We start from the raw sequence: 17,798 nt of genomic DNA on the forward strand, positions 1-17,798 counted from the left end.
ACTTTGAGAGGTCAGACCCATGATTGATGAGGCTATGGTTGAATGGCAGTATCTGTTGGCGGAACAAGAGGCCGCCGATGAATGCATCGACGCACGCTACTTTCACCTGATTTCTACCGCCAATGAAATGTTGCGAATGGGGCGCGTTGGCCGCAGCGAGTGGCATGCTCAGATCCAGCAGGCTGGAGATTGGCTGGTGGCCGCGATTGAGCGCGAGCAATCCTTGCTGGAAACTAAAGAATCTGCTGGGGCGGGCTAAATCCGATGATGGCCTGTGCAGTCATCATCCTTATGATGCAATGCATTATTCCACCCTTACCGCTCGTCGTAACGCTTACGAGCCTCATTAAACCGCTCTGCCTGCTCGATCACCCACGTCCATAGCGGAATCATCTGCACCAATAATCCCATTCCAAGCTCGGTTAGAGAATATTCGACACGCAAGGGCTTTTCGCCAAAATCGCGTCGAGAGATCAGGCCGTCGCGCTCCAGCTGACGCAGTGTGTGAGTGAGCATGCGTTGAGTGACGCCGTGCAATCGACGACGTAATTCCGCGTGGCGCAAGGGGCTACTCACACCCAGCGCATGCACCACGCCTAGTGACCATCGGTTGCCAGAATGACTAAGGATATCGCGCTTGAGACCATCCTCGTCCTCGCTTAGTTCGCGACAGGCATTCTGTGAAAGGCGCACGATTTCCTGAGCATCCAGGCCGCTCGGTATCACCGATGTACCTACTTTTTGCGCATCGATGTCCATGACAAGATTCCTAGCTTCAAATTAAGTACGTCAGACAGGGGCTCACCATGCAGGCTGCTATTTCAAACGTCAAACAACGTATTCTGGTATTGGGGGCAGGCGAACTGGGACTTGCCGTATTGCAGGGGCTGGCCGGCCGATCAACCGAATCGACCAACGTTACCGTGCTGCTGCGTCCAGCCACTGTGCAGAACTCGTCGAGGGAAAAACAACAGGATATTCAAGCCATCAGGAGGCTAGGGGTTGCTATTGAGACAGCCGACATCACCAATGCCTCCGTCGAAGAGCTTGCAGCGGTGCTGGGACGCTTCGACACGGTGATCAGTTGCGTAGGGTTTGCTGCGGGCCGGGGTACTCAGCTTAAGTTGACCGAAGCCGCGCTCATATCGGGAGTGAAACGTTATATTCCATGGCAGTTCGGCGTTGACTACGACTTGATTGGTCGTGGCAGCCCTCAAGACTTGTTCGACGAGCAACTGGATGTTCGTGACCTGTTACGCGGCCAATCTCGGACTGAATGGGTGATTATTTCCACTGGCATGTTCACCAGCTTCCTATTCGATCCAGCTTTCGGGGTCGTTGACCTAACCGCCGGACAGGTTAATGCGTTGGGCAGCTTTGAAACTATGGTTACGGTGACAACGCCGGAAGACATCGGCATGCTCACCGCCGCCATTGTCCTGCACAGCCCGCGCCTTATTAATCAGGTCGTTTACACCGCTGGTGACACCCTCACCTACGGCGCTTTGGCTGATTTGGTTGAGCGAGTCATCGAACGGAAAGTCGAGCGCCGAGCGCTTAGCGTGCAGCAGTTGCTAGCAGACCTTGCAGAAAAACCTGACGATAACTTACGAAAATACCGGGCAGTTTTTGCTATGGGCCGTGGTGTGGCATGGGATGTAGCGGTGACATTCAACGCAATACATGGGTTACCGGTGACTAGTGCAGAGCAATGGGCGCAATCAAGTCTGCGTCGTAGCTAAGGTTGACAGACGCGCGTTGGGTCGTGGAGGAAGCCCCCTTCTTGTGGCTGGAGTCATTCGATTTCGCTCACCCGCTGCATAGTCAGACGAGTCAAAATGCCCCTCTTAAAGTAAACGCACTTTGCTCAGATCGGTCAGGTGCCCACCGATGCGGAGGCAGTTCCTCGATCTCACTGGCTCGCTGCGTCGGCAACCTCGTCAGCACATCCTTCAGATAAGCATACGGGTCATGCCCGTTTAATCGCGTCGACAGGAGCAGGCTCGCGTTCGCTACCGCCTGCTTGCCGCTGCGCAGCGACCCCGCGAACAACCAGTTCGACCGCCCAAGCGCCCATGGCCGGATCAAGCTCCCGATCTGGTTTTTGTCGATGGGCACAGCATTATTTTCCAGGTAGCGCGGCAGCACTACCCAGCGTTTAAGCCTGTAGTACAGGGCCTTGGCCGTAGCCGAGCCCTCTGGGACAAGTTCTCGTTGGGCCAGCATCCACTCATGCAGTGTTTCAGCAATGTGCACTGCCATTTCCTGGCGTAGTCACCGACGGTCTTCATCGCTCATTAGAACCAAATCTTATGTTGCATGTATTGAGCGTTGGACATTGGGCTTCCTTCCTTGCGGCAGGCTTCCGGAGAGGCTGTCATCAAACTGTCATTCCGGAGCCAAAACCAGCCATTCGGGCACAAAAAAAGCACTTGCGGCATGCGCTAAGTGCTTGATTTGTATAGCTTATTTGGTGGAGCCGGGGGGATTTGAACCCCCGTCCGCCAGTACTCCGCTGTCGGTCCTACATGCTTAGCCGTGTCTATTGAGTTAACCCTCAGCGACCCGACGGGCAGGGTGCTTTGGGCGAGTTGTGTAAGTTTTAGCCGCTTCGTCCACAACGTACTGCACGGCGATTCTGTTCTATATGACAATCATTTCGGGTTTACAGACATCCCCTGATGATTGCTGGACCCGAAGGTACCAGGGGGGAAGGGCTAGCGCCGCTTACGCAGCGAGAGCGTAATCCCCGTAGGTTTCGTCATTGGCAACTATAGGAAGTTGCAACAGTGGATTTACGAGTTCTGTTACCAACTCGGCATGCACCTAAAGTTTCGCAACCGGCGTCGAATCCAAAACGGCCCCGAGCCTGTCATGCATCGACAACAGGTTGGCGGATTCTACGCTAATCGTCGTCAGAAGGCCAACCCGAAGGTTGGCCTTGGTGGTGCGCTACTGATCGCCCTTGGTGTTGTTCTGCAACATCTGGATCGCCTGGGTGGTCAGGGAGATGCAGTTCTTGGTGCCCTGCTCGGTGCCCTTGGCCTGCTCGGCGGTGGCTTGCTGGACCTTGGAGTCGATGTCGCTGCTCAGGGTCGAGCTCATGGCTTCGGTGCTGACCTTGGCGTCGCGGATCTTTTGCAGGTTGATCTGGCACAGGTCTTCTTGCCCGGCGGCGAACGCCGGTGAGGCCAACATTGCAGCAGTGATGAACAGTCCAGCCAGTGCAGAGCGCTTCATGGTCGTCTCCTTGGATCACAGGGGGAAGGCCCACTTTTATCGTGGGCCTGGAGAGTGGACTGCGCCCGTGGGCCGGGGTTCGTTTTTTGTACGAAAAGGCCGGAGCGGGCGCCCGTCGCCGGGCACCCTGGGCCTCAGGCGGACTTGGCGCGGGTGACCCGGTCCACCAGGTAGACCAGCCCGTGATAGTCGATCCCGCCATGCTGGCTGAGGCCGATTTCACAGGTGCGGCTGGTGGAGATGCCTTCGCTGCAGTACTGCACCGCGTCCTTGAGGCTGCGCAGCGAATGGGCATTGAGCTCCGGGGTGGTGAAGCCCTTGTCGCCAGCGAAACCGCAGCAGTGGATGCCTTCGGGGATCACCACGTTGTTGCTGCAACGCCGGGCCAGTTCGATCAGCGCCTGGCTTTCCCCCAGGTGCTGGGTGCTGCAGGTGACGTGCACGGCGATCGGTGCTTCCTGGGGGGTGAACTCCAGGCGATCCAGCAGGTGGGTGCGGATGAAGCGCACCGGATCGTAGAGGTCCAGGCGCACGTCGCCCAGGTCCTGCACCAGGCGCAGGGTGCAGGGGCTGGTATCGCAGTAGATCGGGTCGAGGCCGCCACGGCTGGCGTGGAGCAGGGCGCCGATCAGTTCCTGGCGCTTGTCCTCGGCCTGGGTCGCATAACCCTTGGAAGCGAACGGCTGGCCGCAGCAGAGGTTGTCCAGGTTGTCCGGCAGCACCACCTGGTAGCCGGCCTTCTCCAGCAGGCCGCGGGTTTTCTCGTACAGCGAGCCTTGCTCCTTGTCGCCTGCCGCCGGCCCCATGACCCGCGACACGCAGGCCGCCAGGTACACGACCTTTGGGCGTGAATCCTGCGCGGCCGGGCTGAAGCGAATGGCTTTCTCCGGTTGTGGCATGGCGTTGGTCCATTGCGGCACCCGCCCTTTGGACAGTCGGGTCAGGCCCGCCGACAGCTTGCTCAGGCGCGGTGCGCCCAGCAGCAGGCGCGCACCATTGGCCACGTGCAACGTAAAGCGGGCGCCTTGCAAGGTGCTGGCGAAGTGGGTGCTGAGCCAGTCGGCGGCGCCGGCGTGGCTGGCTTGCTCGCTGCGCAGTTTCTTCACCAGCTCGCCGGTGTTGATGCCCACCGGGCAGCGCTGGGCGCACAGGCCGGTGGCGGCGCAGGTGTCGACGCCCTGGTACTGGTAGGCCGCCTCCAGCTCCGTGGTGTCGATGCCGGCGCGCTTGCGGGCCTGGATATCGCGCCAGATCACGATGCGCTGGCGTGGGCTCAGGGTCAGCCCCTTGGACGGGCACACCGGCTCGCAGAAGCCGCACTCGATGCACTTGTCCACGATCTCGTCGGCCGCCGGTAGCGGCTTGAGGTGCTTGAGGTGGATCTGCGGATCCTCGCTGAGCACTACGTCGGGGTTGAGGATGCCATTGGGGTCCAGCAGGCGCTTGAGCTGCCACATCAGCTGGTAGGCATCGCTGCCCCACTCCAGCTCGACGAAGGGCGCCATGTTGCGCCCGGTGCCGTGCTCGGCCTTGAGCGAACCACCGAACTCCACGGCCACCAGTTGTGCCACGTCATCCATGAAGGCCTGGTAGCGCTGCACTTCCTCAGTGCTGTTGAAGCCTTGGGTGAAGACGAAATGCAGGTTGCCTTCCAGGGCATGGCCGAACAGGATCGCCTCGTCGTAGCGGTGCTTGTCGAACAGCTCGATCAGGCGATTGACACCGATGGCCAGTTGTTCGACCGGGAAGGTCACGTCCTCGATGATCACCGTGGTGCCGGTCTTGCGCACTGCGCCGACGGCCGGGAAGGTGTCCTTGCGGATCGCCCAGAGCTTGGCGTTTTCCTGCGGGTCCTCGCTGAAGTCCACCTGTTTTTCCACCGCGAAGGCGGCCAGGGAATCCATGATCTGCGCCAGTTGCTCATGCAGCAGCGACGAGGAGGCCGCGCGGGACTCGATCAGCAGGGCGCAGGCGTTGGCCGAGAGTTGGCGGACGAAGGCCGGCATGCCGGGCTTGTCCTGCACCGAGCGCAGGCTGCGACGGTCCAGCAGCTCCACCGCCGACACCGGCTGGCTCTTGAGCACGGTCACCGCGTTGCAGCAGGTCTCCACATCGGGAAAGACGATCAGGGCCGAGGCCTTGTGCGGATGGTCGACCACGGTGTCGTAGGTCACCGCGCTGATGAACCCCAGGGTGCCCTCGGAGCCCACCAGCAGGTGGCTGAGGATCTCCAGCGGCTCGTCGAAGTCCACCAGTGCATTGAGGGACAGGCCGGTGGTGTTCTTCAGCCGATACTTGTGGCGGATGCGGCTGGCCAGCTCGCTGTTGGCGCGGGTGGCGCGGCCCAGTTCCGCCAGGCGTTGCAGCAGCGCAGCGTGGCTGTGGCGAAAGGCGGCGACGCTGGCGGCGTCCTCGGTGTCCAGGCGGGTGCCATCGGCCAAGACCACGCGGATGCCGGCCAGGGTGTGGTAGCTGTTCTGGGCCGTGCCGCAGCACATGCCGCTGGCGTTGTTGGCGACTATGCCGCCGATCTTGCAGGCGTTGATCGAGGCCGGGTCGGGGCCGATCTTGCGTCCGAACGGCGCCAGCCAGGCGTTGGCCTGGGCACCGATGACCCCGGGTTGCAGGCGGATCTGCGCGCCCTGTTCGCGGATCTCCCGGGCGTTCCAGTTATCCCCGAGGACGATCAGCACCGAGTCGCTGATGGCCTGGCCGGAAAGGCTGGTGCCGGCGGCGCGGAAGGTCACCGGTACCTGGTCGCGCTGGGCCAGTTGCAGCAGGGCGACCACTTCGTCCTCGGATTCGACGCGGATCACCAGCTTGGGGATCAGCCGGTAGAAGCTGGCGTCGGTGCCGAAGGCCAGGGTCGAGAGCGGGTCGTCGAAGCGCCGTTCCTGGGGAATCAGGCGCTGGGCATCACGCAGAAAAGCGGCCGGCAGGCTCATTGGTCCTCCAGGATCAGCACCACCAGGTCTTTCGGGCCGTGGGCGCCGTAAGCCAGGACTTGCTCGATATCAGCGGTTTTCGACGGGCCGGAAACCAGCAGCGCGTTGGTCGGCATGCCGGCGGCCCAGTTCATCTGTTGCTGCACCTGGTAGAAGTTGTCGCGGATCTCGCTGGCCTTGAGCAGGGCGAAATGCACCGGTGGCACCAGGCTCATCAGCCGCGGTTCCTCGCGGGTCGGCCAGAGGATCAGGCTGCCGGTGGCGGCGATGGCGCCCAGGGTGCCGGTGAGGCTGGCCGGGGTGTCGTTGAACAGCTCGGCCTTCCATTCTTCCACTGGCCGATCGTAGGTCTTGAGCTCGGGCAGCTCGGGATGTTCGGCCCAGTGCTGCTGCACCTGCTGGCCATGGGCGGTGCCCGGGGCGATCAGCAGGCTGCGCAGCTGGCGCTCCTGGAGCAGGCGGGCGAGCAATCCGGGCCACTCGGCCGCGCGGCTCAGGTGGATTTCGGTGTGCACCGCTTCCATCTGCTTGCGCAACTGCGGGATGCGTTGCTCGGCGGTGTAGGTATAGGGCTCGGTGACCAGCGCCTCGTCGAAGTTATCCACAATAGGCGTGGTGCCGCTCAGGCTGTTACGCAGCTTGGCGAGGATGTTGTGCTTGGCGCTCATCAGCGATCTTCCTGCTTGGCCAGGTGCTCGCGGGCCAGGTCGTGCAGCGACCGGGCGGCGGGTTTTGGCGCACTGTGGTTCTGGGTCCAGGGGCCGACGTTGCTCGGGGCCAGCGCCCGCAACCGGGTGGCCGCCAGGGTGAACAGGCGATACAGGGTGGGCGAGCTGTTCAGCCGTGCCCAGGCGTTCCAGATGAAACGCTCCTTGCGCGAGAACTTGCTGCCCTGGCCGCGCATTACCGGGTGCGGGCTGTCCGGGGCCTTGACGTTCTCTTCGCGCAGGCGCCGCAGCAACGTGGGGATCGGGATCTTCACCGGGCAGACTTCGCCGCAGGCACCGCACAGCGACGAAGCGCTGGGGTGATCCGGGACCTTGGCCAGGCCCACCATGTGCGGGGTGATGATCTTGCCGATCGGCCCCGGGTAGACCTCGCCATAGGTGTGGCCGCCGACCCTCGTGTACACCGGGCAGTGGTTCATGCAGGCGCCGCAGCGGATGCAGTTCAGGGTCTGGCGCAGTTCGCTGTCGGCAAACGCCTGGCTGCGGCCGTTGTCCAGCAACACCAGGTGCACTTCCCGGGGGCCGTCGAGCTCATGCTCTTTGCGTGGGCCGGAGATCATGTTGACGTAGGTGGTGATGGGCTGGCCCAGGGCCGAGCGGGTCAGCAGCGACAATAGCGGTACCACGTCGCGCAGGTTCTCGACCACTTTCTCGATCCCGGTGACGGCGATGTGCACCGGCGGCACGGTGGTGGACATGCGCCCGTTGCCTTCGTTTTCCACCAGCAGCAGGGTGCCGGTCTCGGCCACGGCGAAGTTGACGCCGGAGACGCCGATGTCGGCTTCGAAGAATTTCTGCCGCAGGACCCTGCGACCGATCTGGATGAGTTGGTCGACGTCCTTGGTGTACTCCACGCCAAGTTTGTCGTGGAACAAGGACGCGACCTGACCGGCATTCTTGTGGATCGCCGGCATGATGATGTGTGAAGGCTTCTCGTGGTCGAGCTGGACGATGAACTCGCCCATGTCCGACTCAAGGCATTCAATGCCTTGTTCAGCGAGGACATGGTTCATTTCCATTTCCTCGCTGACCATCGATTTGCCCTTGATCACTTGCCGTGCCTCGTGAGCACGGATGATCGAAAGAACGATGCCATTGGCCTCGTCCACCGTTTCCGCCCAGTGCACTGTCACACCGTTGCGGGTCAGGTTCTGTTCCAGGCGCTCGAGCAGGTCGGGCAGCTTGGACAACGCCCGGGCGCGAATCGCATTGCCCAGGGCGCGCAGGTGTTCGCGCTCAAAGGCATCGCTGAACGAGGCCGCACGCTTGGCCATGAGTGAATCCATGGCGCTGCGAAAGTTGTTGCGCAGTTGCTGGTCGCCCAGGGCCTGGTGGGCCCGGGTGCGAAAATCGTCCGTCACCGTCGTGGTCGGAATCAGCTCGGGAGTGCTCATTGGGCACCTCCGGTACGCTGCCAGAGGAAGCTCGCCAGGTGCTGGCCGCGCAATGCCTCTCTTTGTTTTTCCAGGGCGCCGTTGATGTTCATCAAGCAGCCGCAGTCGGCACTGACCACATGGTGCGCGCCGGAGTCCTTCAGTGCGCGGGTCTTGTCCGCGACCATGGCGCCAGAGATATCCGGCATTCGGACGCTGAAAGTCCCGCCAAAGCCACAGCACTCGCTTTCGTGGCTGTGTTCTACCCGTTCCACGTTGCCCAGTTGTGACAGCAGCTCACGCCCGTGCAGGTGGGTGTTCATTTCCCGGCGCGCCGAGCAGGAAGTGTGCAAGGCCACCTTGATCGGCTCACCGCTGTCCTTGAGTTGCACCTTGCACACATGCAGGAGGAACTCGGCCAGCTCGTAGGTGCGTGCGGCCAGGGCCTGGACCTGTGCCAGGGTCTCGGGCTCGTCCTTGAACAAGTCCGCGTAGTGCTCGCGAATCATCCCGGCGCAGGAGCCCGAGGGCACCACCACCGGATAGTCCCCGGCGAACAACGCCAGTTGTGCGCGGGCCACGGTGCGAGCCTGCTCGGTGTAACCGCTGGTGTAGGCCGGTTGTCCGCAGCAGCTTTGCCCCTGTGGGTATTCCACGCGGATGCCTTCGCGCTCCAGCAGGTGGATCGCATCCATCCCGGCTTCGGGATAGAACAGATCGACCACACAAGTGCCGAACAGGTAGACCCGCGCCGGCTTGGCGCCAGGGTACTGCCGGGGCTCGGCCAAGGGTGGCGCGACACGGGTCGCATTGGGCACGGCGTTGTAGAAAAGCTCGCTCATCAGGCGTGTCTCCGGGTGGTCCCGGTTATTCGTCTGTCGCGGCGGCTGAAAGATAAACCAGCAAGCTTTCAGCAGCCTTGCAGACCGGGTGGTGAATGACTGGCGCCGCGATTCCTTGCGGCGCCATCAGTATTGCCTAGTGCACCAGCATGCCGGTGAACCAGTAGGCCTGGGCCAGGGTGATCAGGCCGACGATAGTGGCAAAGAACAGGCTGTGCTTGAGGGTGAAGCGGAACAGATCGGACTCCTTGCCCACCAGGCCGGTGGCGGCGCAGGCCACGGCGATCGACTGCGGCGAGATCATCTTGCCGGTCACGCCACCGCTGGTGTTGGCCGCCACCAGCAGGGTGTCGTTGACCCCCAGTTGATGCGCGGTGGTGGCCTGCAGCGAACTGAACAGGGCGTTGGACGAAGTATCGGAACCGGTGAGGAACACCCCCAGCCAACCCAGGAACGGCGAGAAGAACGGGAAGGCCGCGCCGGTGGCCGCCAGGACCAGGGCCATGGTCGAAGACATGCCCGAGTAGTTGGTGACGAAGGCGAAGGCCAGCACCATGCCGATGGACAGGATCGGCCAGCGCAGCTCGTAGAAGGTTTCCTTTAAAGTGGTCAGACCAGTTTTAAAGTCGATCTTCAGTACCAGCATGGACAGCAGTGCCGAGAAGAAGATCGCGGTGCCGGTGGCCGAGATCGGGTCGAACTTGAACACCGCAGGAATGGCTGTGGGCGTGGTGACGATCGGCGCCACCTTGATCACCAGCTGATCCAGGTGCGGGATGGCGAAGTTGAACACCCAGGCGTACATCGCGCCGCCGGCGGCGAACATCGCCTTGAACGGCTTGAGGGTCCAGATGGTGACCAGCACGGTGAGGATCAGGAAGGGCGACCAGGCCTTGAAGATCTGGCCCAGGCTGTAGGGCGAGGCCAGGGTGCTGCGTGGCTGGCCGAAGCCGCCGGCGCTGGCGGTGATGGCGATGTCGGCGCTGACTCCGGGAATGCGCGCGCCGGCGCTGCGCTTGGGCTGCCAGATCTTCAGGAACAGCGTCAGGGCGACCAGGCTGGCCAGGGCCGAGGTGATGTCCGGCAGCTCCGGGCCGATGAAGTTCGAGGTGAAGTACTGTGTCACGGCGAAGCTCAGGCCGGCCACCAGTGCCGCTGGCCAGGTCTCCCTGACGCCGCGCAGGCCATCCATCATGAACACCAGCCAGAACGGCACGAACAGCGACAGCAGGGGCAGTTGGCGGCCGGTCATGGCGCCGATCTTGAAGGCGTCGATACCGGTCACCTGGCCGGCGACGATGATCGGGATGCCCAGGGCGCCGAAGGCCACTGGCGCGGTGTTGGCGATCAGGCACAGGCCCGCGGCGTACAGCGGGTTGAAGCCCAGGCCCACCAGCAGGGCGGCGGTGATCGCCACTGGCGCGCCGAAGCCTGCGGCACCTTCGAGGAAGGCGCCGAAGCAGAAGCCGATCAGCAGTACCTGCAGGCGCTGGTCGTCGGTGATCGACAGCACCGAGCTGCGGATGATCTCGAACTGGCCGCTCTTCACGGTCAGCTTGTAGAGGAATACGGCGGCGACGATGATCCAGGCGATGGGCCAAAGACCGTAGGCAAATCCATAGCCAGCGGCAGCCAGGGCCATGTCGGCGGGCATCTGGAAGGCGAAGATCGCCACCAGGATCGACAAGGCCAGAGTGATGCTCCCGGCGACATGTCCCTTGAGGCGGAACACGGCCAGAGCCAGGAAGAAGAACACGATCGGGATGACAGCGGCGAGAGCGGACAGGCCGAGGCTGCCAAGCGGGCTATAGAGCTGTTGCCAGGTTTGCATAGTGGGGTGGCCCCTAATTGTTGTTGGTCAGGCACTGCTAGCGACTTGGTTAATTGGTAAGACCAATTTACAATCGCTGTTGGCTAGGGTAAAAGCCCGATGCTCGGTGTGTCAATTTGCCGCCCTGGAACTTTTGTCGAAAGCGGGCGCGGGAGCGCATCTGATCGCTGGAAATGTCTGCCTTCTGCCAGGTGTTGGCGCGGCGTGAATAGGCCAGAATAGAGCCCCCCGACGATGGGTCGGAGGCTGGGGAGTGAGTGATGGGGTTTGACCAGATACGCCAGCGCCGTTTGTCCGACGACATAGTCGAGCGCCTGGAAGCGATGATTCTCGAAGGTACCTTGAAGGCGGGTGAACGCTTGCCGGCCGAGCGTGCCCTGGCCGAGCAGTTCGGGGTTTCACGTCCATCGCTGCGTGAAGCGATCCAGAAGTTGACCGCCAAGGGGTTGCTGATGAGCCGCCAGGGCGGCGGCAATTATGTGGTGGAAACCCTGGGCTCGACCTTCAGCGATCCACTGCTGCATCTTCTGGAAAACAATCCCGAGGCCCAGCGTGATCTATTGGAGTTCCGCCATACCCTCGAAGCGTCCTGCGCCTACTACGCGGCGCTGCGGGCGACCCCGGTGGATCGCGAGCGCCTGACCCAGGCCTTCGAGGAACTGCAGGATTGCTATGCCCATGCCAATGACGACAGCCGCAGCCAGGAGGGGGCGGCGGATGCCCGGTTCCATCTGGCGATTGCCGAGGCTAGCCATAACGCTGTGCTGTTGCACACCATTCGCGGGCTGTTCGATCTGCTCAAGCGCAACGTGGTGACCAATATCGGCGGTATGTACAAGCAGCGCACGGAAACCCGCGAGATGCTGATCAGCCAGCACCGTGACCTGTACCTGGCGATTATCGAAGGGCGTGCGCAGGACGCGCGCGAAGTCTCCAGTCGGCACATTCTCTATGTGCAGGAGGTGCTCGAGGAGGTGCGTCAGGAAGTACAGCGGGTGGCCCGGGCCGAGCGGCGCAAGGGTATCTGATGCAAATCGCCGGTACTGCGGTTCCTGCATCGATGGTGCAGAAACCGCAGTGCCGGCGATGACGGCTTCAGGGTAGGACGGTCAGTCTTCCTTGCCCTTGGTCCGCACGGCGCGCTGCAATTCCCGGTCGGAATCGCGCTCGCGCTCGGTGTGCCGCTTGTCATATTCCTTCTTGCCCTTGCCCAGTGCGATCTCGCACTTGACCAGGTGCTTGCTCCAGTAGAGCGAAAGGCAGACGCAGGCATAACCCTTCTGCTGCACCGCGGCGAACAGCTTTTCCAGCTCGCGCTGGTTGAGCAGCAGCTTGCGCGTGCGCGTCGGGTCGGCGATGACGTGGGTGCTGGCGGTGGTCAGCGGGGTGAAATGGCTGCCGAACAGCCAGGCCTCGCCATCCTTGAGCAGCACGTAACTGTCTACCAGTTGTGCTTTGCCCGCCCGCAGGCTCTTTACTTCCCAGCCGGCCAGGACCAGTCCAGCCTCGAAACGATGTTCGATGAAGTAATCGTGACGCGCCTTTTTGTTTTGCGCGATGGTCCCTGTTGGGTGTTTCTTCTGTTTAGCCATAGGGGCGGCATTATAGGGAGTTGCGCGGTCGCCCGCTACGGTGATGCAGCGTGCTTGAGCAGGTTGATTGAATCCCGGACAATGCGCGCTCTTTTTTTCGGTTGGGCGCGTTAACGATGTCGACAGACAGGGTCTCTGTCCACGGCGGCTGGGCAAGCCGCTGGGTCTTTATACTCGCAGCAACTGGTTCGGCCGTGGGCCTGGGGAGCATCTGGAAATTCCCCTATATGGTCGGTGTCTATGGTGGCGGTGCTTTTGTCCTGGTGTTCCTGGCGTGTATCGCCCTGATTGGCTTGCCGGTGATGCTGGCCGAAACCCTGATCGGGCGCCGGGCTCGGCAGAGTCCGGCCAACGCCTTGAAAGTCTTGGCCCAAGAGGCCGGGCATTCGGCCAAGTGGTCCTGGGGTGCCTTCGCCGGAATGATCACGGCGTTGCTGATCCTTTCCTTCTATAGCGTGGTCGGTGGTTGGTCGCTGGACTACATCATCGACATGGGTCGCGGTGATTTCAGCGGCGTCACGGCCGACCAGGTCAGCGCCTACTTCGCTTCGGTGACCGCCGATCCTTGGCGCCTGACCCTCTGGCATACCCTGTTCATGGCGCTGTCGGCGCTGGTGATCGCCAAGGGCGTGGTCGCCGGGCTCGAGCGTAGCCTGCGGGTCATGATGCCGCTGCTGTTCGTCATGTTGCTGGTGCTGCTGGGCTACAGCATGACTACTGGGCACTTCATGCAGGGCCTGCACTTCATGTTCGACTTCAGCCTGGAGCGCCTGCTGGATGGCCTGTTGCCGGCCATGGGCCATGCCTTCTTCTCCCTGAGCGTGGGGGTTGGGTCGATCATGATCTACGGCGCCTACATGCCCAAGCATTCGTCCCTGGCCGGAACGGTGGTGGGCGTGGCGCTGCTGGACACCTTTGTCTCGCTGTTGGCCGGGATGGCGCTGTTCCCCATCGTCTTCGCGGCGGGCCTGAATCCCAGTGAGGGGCCGGGACTGATGTTCATCAGCCTGCCGTTCGCCTTCGGAAATGTGGCGTTCGGCCAGCTCATGGGCGTAGTGTTTTTCATCCTGGTGGCCATCGCCGCATGGAGTTCGGCCATCTCTCTGCTGGAGCCGATGGTGGCTTATCTTGTCGAGAGGACTAAAATCCGCCGCGCCTGGGTGACATTCTGGCTGGCGTTCAGCTGCTGGTTCGTGGGGTTGGGAACGGTGTTTTCCTTCAACATCTGGCAGCAGGCCAAGTTTTTCGTGAACGAAGGCGGCGCTTTCCACCTCTACCAATGGGGGGCGGCTGGCGGCCTGGACTTCTTCGGCGTGATCGACTTCTTCACCTCGCGGATCATGTTGCCTCTAGGCGGTTTGTGCTTCGTGGTATTTGCAGGTTGGGTGATGGGCCGTGAGGCGGTGCGTGATGAGCTGTTGCTGCGTAGCCCCTTGTTGTTCGCCCTGGCCTTGTTTTTGATGCGCTATGTGGCGCCCGTCGGCATTCTTGTGGTGTTTGCCGCCCAGTTGTGGAAATGAAGCTCAGATGACGACCCATATTCAACGTTCGGCCCTTTTGCCCTATCCGGCGCAGTTTCTGTATGACCTGGTCAACGATGTGGCCCGGTATCCGGAGTTCCTCCCTTGGTGTTCTTCGTCCACGGTGCTGGAGAGCAGCGCCGAACAGATGCGTGCCAGCCTGGAGGTGGCCAAGGGGGGGCTGAGCCAGCACTTCGTCACTCGCAACACCCTGGTGCCGGGTCAGTCGATCGAGATGAATCTGGAGGAGGGGCCGTTCAACCAGCTGCACGGCTTGTGGATATTCAAGCCGCTGGGAGAAAAGGCCTGCAAGATCAGTCTCGACCTGTCGTTCGACTACGCCGGACCGCTGGTTCGCGCCACCCTGGGGCCGTTGTTCAACCAGGCGGCGAATACCCTGGTGGATGCCTTCTGCCAGCGCGCCAAGCAACTGCATGGCTGAGCCCATGATGCGGATCGAAGTGGTGCATGCCGCGGTAGATCGCCAATTGCTGGTCGAGGTGCAGGTGCCTGAAGGTACGACCCTGCGTGTTGCGCTGCTGGCTTCTGTCCTGGGCGAGCATTTTCCCGAGCTGGACTTGGCAAGCTGTCCGGTCGGGGTCTTCGGCAAGCAGGTCAACGACCCGGAGCGGCATGTGCTCCAGGATGGGGAGCGGATCGAGATCTACCGTCCGCTGCTGGCCGACCCCAAGGAAGTGCGGCGCATGCGAGCGGCCAAGGCTGCCCAGGCGCGCAAGCTCGAAGGGTAGCTGCAGGTTGCGACAGGCAATAAAAAAGCCCGGGTAATCCCGGGCTTTTTAGTGGCCGCAGATTTATTGCGGCGAGGTGTCCAGTGGCTCTGGCGTAGGTACTGGAACGGTTTCGACACCATCCACGTCCTTCTGGATCTGGTCCAGCAAGGAGCCAGGCTTGGCCGGTTTCTCGGCCTTGGGCTTCTCGGCGTTTTCGGCTGGAGTGGTAACGGTGTTGCCGTTCTCTTTGCCCAGAAGCGCCTCGTCGCGGCTCACGCCAGGCATGAAGTCGCCGGCCAGGCTGACCAGTTGATCGCCTTCATTGAAGATCAGGCTGATGCGTTCCTGCTGGCGTTCGCCACCACCAGGTTGCAGGCTGTAGAGATAATCCCAGCGATTGGCATGGAACGTGTCGGTCAGCAGAGGGTTGCCCATGATAAACCGTACTTGCCGCCGGGTCATTCCAGGGCGCAACTGGTCTATCATGTCCTGCGTCACGACATTGCCCTGCTGGATGTCGATTTTGTAAACCCCGGGGAATGAACAACCGGCGAGTGCGAGCAGTCCCACGAAGGTGAAACTGGTTAGCAAGAGCTTGGTGTTTTGCATCGGTGGGCGACTTCCACTATCTTGGCTGGGACAACGTAAACCCCGATCATACCCGCATTAAGAGAAGCTGCGAAGCAGCATCGGCGAGAAAGCTGACCATGGTTGAAAATAGCGAACTACGTAAAGCCGGCCTTAAAGTGACTCTGCCACGGGTCAAGATTCTACAAATGCTCGATTCCACCGAGCAGCGGCACATGAGCGCTGAAGATGTCTACAAGGCGCTCATGGAGGCTGGTGAAGATGTCGGGTTGGCCACGGTCTACCGTGTACTGACTCAATTCGAAGCCGCCGGACTGGTGGTACGTCATAACTTCGATGGCGGCCATGCTGTATTCGAACTGGCTGACGGCGGCCACCACGACCATATGGTCAATGTGGAGTCTGGCGAAGTGATCGAGTTCTTCGACGAAGAAATCGAGAAGCTTCAGAAGGCGATTGTCGAGAAGCACGGTTTCGAACTGGTAGATCACAATCTTGTGCTGTATGTGCGCAACAAGAAGAAATAAGCTTCCTACGCGACTTTCATAGTCGTGAAACGATCGAAGGCGACCCTAGGGTCGCCTTCGTGTTTTCTAGTATGAAGACTCTTATATAAAGGAAGGGGTCGGGGCTCAGGCCTTGGTGGTCACCACCATCTTTTTGGCATGAGCCAGGGATTCCTTGGTCAGGTCGATGCCGCCCAGCATCCGGGCGATTTCCTCTACTCTTTCGTTTTTACCCAGCTTGGATACCGCGGTGTGGGTCGCGTTGCTGCCGCGCACCTTGTGCACGAACAGATGCTGGTGTCCTTGCGCGGCGACCTGTGGCAAGTGGGTGACGGTCAGTACCTGCCCACGCTCGCCCAGGCGACGCAGCAGCTGGCCGACGATCTCGGCGGTCGGCCCGCCAATACCCACGTCGACTTCGTCGAATACCAGGGTCGGGACTCGTGATGTCTGGGCGGTGATGACCTGGATCGCCAGGCTGATGCGTGACAGTTCGCCACCCGAGGCGACCTTGGCCAGGCCTTTGAGGGGCTGGCCGGGGTTGGCACTGACCAGCAGCTCGACCTGTTCCAGGCCGTGTGGCAGCAGTTCGTCGCCAGCATTGGCTCGTAGTTCGATGGTGAAGCGCCCGCCGGGCATGCCCAGGCGCTGGATCTCCTGCTCCACTGCGTTGGCCAGGCCGGTGGCGGCCTGCTGGCGCAGTTGGCTCAACTCCTGGGCCTTCTCGTGATAATGCCGCGCGAAAGACTGCAGTTCGTCGCCCAGCCGCTCGATGGATTCGTCGTTGGCGTCCAGGGTCTCGATCTCGTCCAGCAAGGTCTGTTGCATCGCGGCCAGTTCGAAGGGCTGGATGCGATGCTTGCGGGCCAAGGTGTAGATGGAGTCGAGACGCTCCTCCAGGTGCTGCAGGCGTGCCGGGTCGGCGTCGAAGTTGTCGACGAAGCGATTCAGTTCCCCCACGGCTTCTTCCACCTGGATCTGGGCGCTGGCCAGCAGGTTGGTAGCCTCCGCCAGGGCTCCTGACGAGCTGCCGATGCTGGTCAGGCGGTTGAGGCTGACGGTCAGGGCGTTGAGTACATTGCCCGAGTCGCTTTCGCTGCACTGTTCCACTACTTGCCGGCAGATGCCCAGCAGGGTTTCGGCGTTGGTCAGGTTCTTGTGTTCCTGCTCCAGTTCCTCGAGTTCGTTCTCGCCCAGGCCGAGGTTTGCGAGTTCTTCCAGCTGGTAGCTGAGCAGTTGGTGGCGGGCTCGTTGTTCGTCGCCGGAATTGGACAGGCGCTCCAGCTCCAGGCGGGTCTGGCGCCAGCGTTGTGCGGCAAGCTGCACCTGGCGCGCCAGGTCGGTGGCGCCAGCATATTCATCCAGCAGGCGGCGATGGGTATCGGTCTTGAGCAGCGACTGGTGTTCGTGCTGGCTGTGGATGTCGATCAACAGCTCGCCCAGGGCCTTGAGGTCGCCGAGAGGGCAGGGGGTGCCGTTGATATAGCCGCGGGAACGGCCTTCGGCGGTGATCACCCGGCGCAGGATGCAGGGGCCGTCGGTGTCCAGGTCGCGCTCGGCCAGCCAGGTGCGGGCTTCTGGTATGTCTCCCAGGTCGAAGGTGGCGAGGATGTCGGCCTTGTCCGCGCCCGGTCGCACCACGCCGCTGTCGGCGCGATCACCCAGGGTCAGGCCAAGCGCGTCGAGCATGATCGACTTGCCGGCGCCGGTTTCGCCTGTGATGACGCTCATCCCGCGATCCAGTTCCAGGTCCAGGTGTTCGACGATGGCGTAATTATGTACGGACAGGTGCACCAACATTAAGGCCGCTCCCAAGCTAGATGTCTGGTTATTTATACAGTGTTTTGTTTCTGGCTGACAATGCCTTCCCTTAGCTCGATTCGCTTGGCTTTCGTTGCTCTT

17 protein-coding genes, 1 other RNA gene and 1 pseudogene are annotated in these 17,798 nt (G+C 61.7%); 7 read left to right on the plus strand and 12 right to left on the minus strand.

Translation table 11 applies throughout. From position 1 onward, the window contains the following. Positions 1-19 precede the first annotated feature (19 nt). Positions 20-259 carry a hypothetical protein gene (locus CAG11_RS26610; protein ID WP_085598975.1) on the plus strand — a complete coding sequence of 80 codons (240 nt, stop codon included), beginning with the start codon at positions 20-22 and terminating at the stop codon, positions 257-259. Positions 260-315: 56 nt separating this feature from the next. Here the strand turns inward: CAG11_RS26610 and CAG11_RS26615 are convergent, their stop codons facing one another. Further along, positions 316-759, minus strand: coding sequence for a helix-turn-helix domain-containing protein (locus CAG11_RS26615; protein WP_085598977.1), 444 nt, complete (start codon positions 757-759; stop codon positions 316-318). Between the two features lie 47 nt (positions 760-806). Between CAG11_RS26615 and CAG11_RS26620 the strand changes: the two genes are divergently transcribed. Next, entirely contained in the window at positions 807-1,742 is a 936-nt protein-coding gene (locus CAG11_RS26620; protein WP_085598979.1) for an aromatic alcohol reductase, read from the plus strand. 91 nt (positions 1,743-1,833) lie between these two features. Here the strand turns inward: CAG11_RS26620 and CAG11_RS26625 are convergent. The 8 genes and pseudogenes from CAG11_RS26625 to CAG11_RS26660 all read right to left on the minus strand — a co-directional run. Continuing rightward, positions 1,834-2,274: pseudogene (locus CAG11_RS26625) on the minus strand (transposase); the annotation flags it as partial. 197 nt (positions 2,275-2,471) lie between these two features. Further along, positions 2,472-2,865, minus strand: a transfer-messenger RNA (tmRNA) gene (ssrA, locus tag CAG11_RS26630). An 87-nt stretch (positions 2,866-2,952) separates the two neighbouring features. Further along, positions 2,953-3,240, minus strand: a complete 288-nt coding sequence (locus CAG11_RS26635; protein WP_022642139.1) for a hypothetical protein — start codon at positions 3,238-3,240, stop codon at positions 2,953-2,955. Positions 3,241-3,374: 134 nt separating this feature from the next. Beyond that, on the minus strand, positions 3,375-6,185 hold the full coding sequence (locus CAG11_RS26640) for an FAD-binding and (Fe-S)-binding domain-containing protein (protein WP_085598981.1): 2,811 nt from the start codon (positions 6,183-6,185) through the stop codon (positions 3,375-3,377). After that, the gene (locus CAG11_RS26645) at positions 6,182-6,853 is read right to left on the minus strand and encodes a lactate utilization protein (protein ID WP_085598983.1); all 672 of its coding nucleotides are present in this window, start codon (positions 6,851-6,853) and stop codon (positions 6,182-6,184) included. The genes CAG11_RS26640 and CAG11_RS26645 overlap by 4 nt, the downstream gene beginning before the upstream one ends. Next, the gene (locus CAG11_RS26650) at positions 6,853-8,307 is read right to left on the minus strand and encodes a LutB/LldF family L-lactate oxidation iron-sulfur protein (RefSeq protein WP_085598985.1); all 1,455 of its coding nucleotides are present in this window, start codon (positions 8,305-8,307) and stop codon (positions 6,853-6,855) included. Before CAG11_RS26650 ends, CAG11_RS26645 begins: the two co-directional genes overlap by 1 nt. Next, positions 8,304-9,128 (minus strand): (Fe-S)-binding protein, encoded by an 825-nt coding sequence (locus tag CAG11_RS26655; protein WP_085598987.1) that lies wholly within the window; start codon positions 9,126-9,128, stop codon positions 8,304-8,306. The genes CAG11_RS26650 and CAG11_RS26655 overlap by 4 nt, the downstream gene beginning before the upstream one ends. Positions 9,129-9,264: 136 nt before the next feature. Then, complete coding sequence (locus CAG11_RS26660) at positions 9,265-10,959, minus strand: lactate permease LctP family transporter (RefSeq protein ID WP_085598989.1); 1,695 nt, start codon at positions 10,957-10,959, stop codon at positions 9,265-9,267. 260 nt (positions 10,960-11,219) lie between these two features. Between CAG11_RS26660 and CAG11_RS26665 the strand changes: the two genes are divergently transcribed. Then, the gene (locus tag CAG11_RS26665; RefSeq protein ID WP_085598991.1) at positions 11,220-11,987 is read left to right on the plus strand and encodes a GntR family transcriptional regulator; all 768 of its coding nucleotides are present in this window, start codon (positions 11,220-11,222) and stop codon (positions 11,985-11,987) included. Between the two features lie 81 nt (positions 11,988-12,068). Here the strand turns inward: CAG11_RS26665 and smpB are convergent, their stop codons facing one another. After that, a complete protein-coding gene (gene smpB, locus CAG11_RS26670) occupies positions 12,069-12,551 on the minus strand; it encodes an SsrA-binding protein SmpB (protein ID WP_022642145.1) in 483 nt (160 codons plus the stop codon). Positions 12,552-12,667: 116 nt separating this feature from the next. Between smpB and CAG11_RS26675 the strand changes: the two genes are divergently transcribed. Genes CAG11_RS26675 through CAG11_RS26685 form a run of 3 tightly spaced genes read left to right on the plus strand, consistent with a single transcriptional unit; the run spans position 12,668 to position 14,820 of the window. Next, positions 12,668-14,071: a sodium-dependent transporter gene (locus CAG11_RS26675; protein ID WP_085598993.1), complete on the plus strand. Its 1,404-nt coding sequence runs from the start codon at positions 12,668-12,670 to the stop codon at positions 14,069-14,071. A gap of 7 nt (positions 14,072-14,078) precedes the next feature. Further along, on the plus strand, positions 14,079-14,513 hold the full coding sequence (locus tag CAG11_RS26680) for a type II toxin-antitoxin system RatA family toxin (RefSeq protein ID WP_022642147.1): 435 nt from the start codon (positions 14,079-14,081) through the stop codon (positions 14,511-14,513). After that, a complete protein-coding gene (locus CAG11_RS26685; RefSeq protein WP_085598994.1) occupies positions 14,506-14,820 on the plus strand; it encodes an RnfH family protein in 315 nt (104 codons plus the stop codon). Before CAG11_RS26680 ends, CAG11_RS26685 begins: the two co-directional genes overlap by 8 nt. Positions 14,821-14,883: 63 nt before the next feature. Here CAG11_RS26685 and CAG11_RS26690 read toward each other — a convergent pair whose 3' ends face one another. After that, positions 14,884-15,411, minus strand: a complete 528-nt coding sequence (locus tag CAG11_RS26690) for an outer membrane protein assembly factor BamE (protein ID WP_022642149.1) — start codon at positions 15,409-15,411, stop codon at positions 14,884-14,886. Between the two features lie 98 nt (positions 15,412-15,509). On the opposite strand from CAG11_RS26690, the gene fur reads away from it, so the two are divergent. Then, positions 15,510-15,917, plus strand: coding sequence for a ferric iron uptake transcriptional regulator (fur, locus tag CAG11_RS26695; RefSeq protein ID WP_031320826.1), 408 nt, complete (start codon positions 15,510-15,512; stop codon positions 15,915-15,917). A gap of 105 nt (positions 15,918-16,022) precedes the next feature. Here the strand turns inward: fur and recN are convergent, their stop codons facing one another. Next, entirely contained in the window at positions 16,023-17,696 is a 1,674-nt protein-coding gene (gene recN, locus CAG11_RS26700; protein WP_085598996.1) for a DNA repair protein RecN, read from the minus strand. Between the last annotated feature and the right edge of the window lie 102 nt (positions 17,697-17,798).

The organism is Pseudomonas sp. B6(2017), from assembly GCF_002112765.1.
GTDB classification, from domain to species: Bacteria; Pseudomonadota; Gammaproteobacteria; order Pseudomonadales; family Pseudomonadaceae; genus Aquipseudomonas; species Aquipseudomonas piscis.